Source organism: Streptomyces typhae (assembly GCF_009755605.1).
Taxonomy (GTDB): domain Bacteria; phylum Actinomycetota; class Actinomycetes; order Streptomycetales; family Streptomycetaceae; genus Streptomyces; species Streptomyces typhae.
Genome location: NZ_WPNZ01000056.1, coordinates 1 through 1097, shown reverse-complemented (window position 1 = coordinate 1097; position 1097 = coordinate 1). Strand labels below are relative to the sequence as shown.

Annotated in this window: 1 protein-coding gene; it reads right to left on the bottom strand. The window is 69.8% G+C overall.

Annotation, left to right across the window (positions count from 1 at the left end; all coding sequences use genetic code 11):
* Positions 1-1097, bottom strand: a 1097-nt coding sequence (locus GPA10_RS41500; RefSeq protein ID WP_157169909.1) for an acyl-CoA carboxylase subunit beta, incomplete at both ends; no start/stop codon positions are given.

Here is a 1097-nt window from a genome sequence, read left to right as displayed (position 1 = left end):
AGCATGGCCAGCGAGTTCACGAGGACTTCGCGGGTGGCGGCGGGGTCGATGACGTCGTCGACCAGGCCGCGTTCGGCGGCGTAGTAGGGGTGCATCAGCTCGGACTTGTACTCCTTGACCATGCGGGCCCGCATGGCCTCGGGGTCCTCGGCGGCGGCGATCTGGCGGCGGAAGATGACGTTGGCCGCGCCCTCGGCGCCCATCACCGCGATCTCGTTGGTGGGCCAGGCGTAGGTGAGGTCGGCGCCGATGGACTGGCTGTCCATCACGATGTACGCACCCCCGTACGCCTTGCGCAGGATCAGCGAGATCCGCGGCACGGTCGCGTTGCAGTAGGCGTACAGGAGCTTCGCGCCGTGGCGGATGATGCCGCCGTGCTCCTGGTCCACGCCCGGGAGGAACCCGGGGACGTCCAGGAGGGTGATGAGGGGGATGTTGAAGGCGTCGCACATCTGGACGAAGCGGGCCGCCTTCTCCGAGGCCTCGATGTCCAGGACCCCGGCCAGCGCCTGGGGCTGGTTGGCGACGATGCCCACGACCTGGCCGTCCAGACGGGCCAGGGCGCAGATGATGTTCCGCGCCCAGCGCTCGTGCACCTCCAGGACCTCGCCGTCGTCGACGAGCTCCTCGATGACCTTAACCATGTCGTAGGGGCGGTTGCCATCGGCGGGCACCAGGTCGAGCAGGACCTCGCCGCGGCGCCCGGCAGGGTCGGTGCACGGCTGCGGGCGCGGCGCCTCCTGGTTGTTCTGCGGCAGCAGCCCCAGCAGATAGCGCACCTCCGCCAGGCAGGTCTCCTCGTCGTCGTAGGCGAAGTGGCACACCCCGGAGGTCTCGGCGTGCACGTCCGCGCCGCCGAGCCCGTTCTGGGAGATCTCCTCACCGGTCACCGCGCGCACCACGTCCGGGCCGGTGATGAACATCTGCGAGGTGTCGCGCACCATGAACACGAAGTCGGTCAGGGCCGGACTGTAGGCGGCGCCGCCCGCACACGGGCCCAGCATCACCGAGATCTGCGGGATGACGCCGGAGGCCCTGGTGTTGCGCTGGAAGATGCCGCCGTACCCGGCGAGCGCGGACACCCCCTCCTGGATACG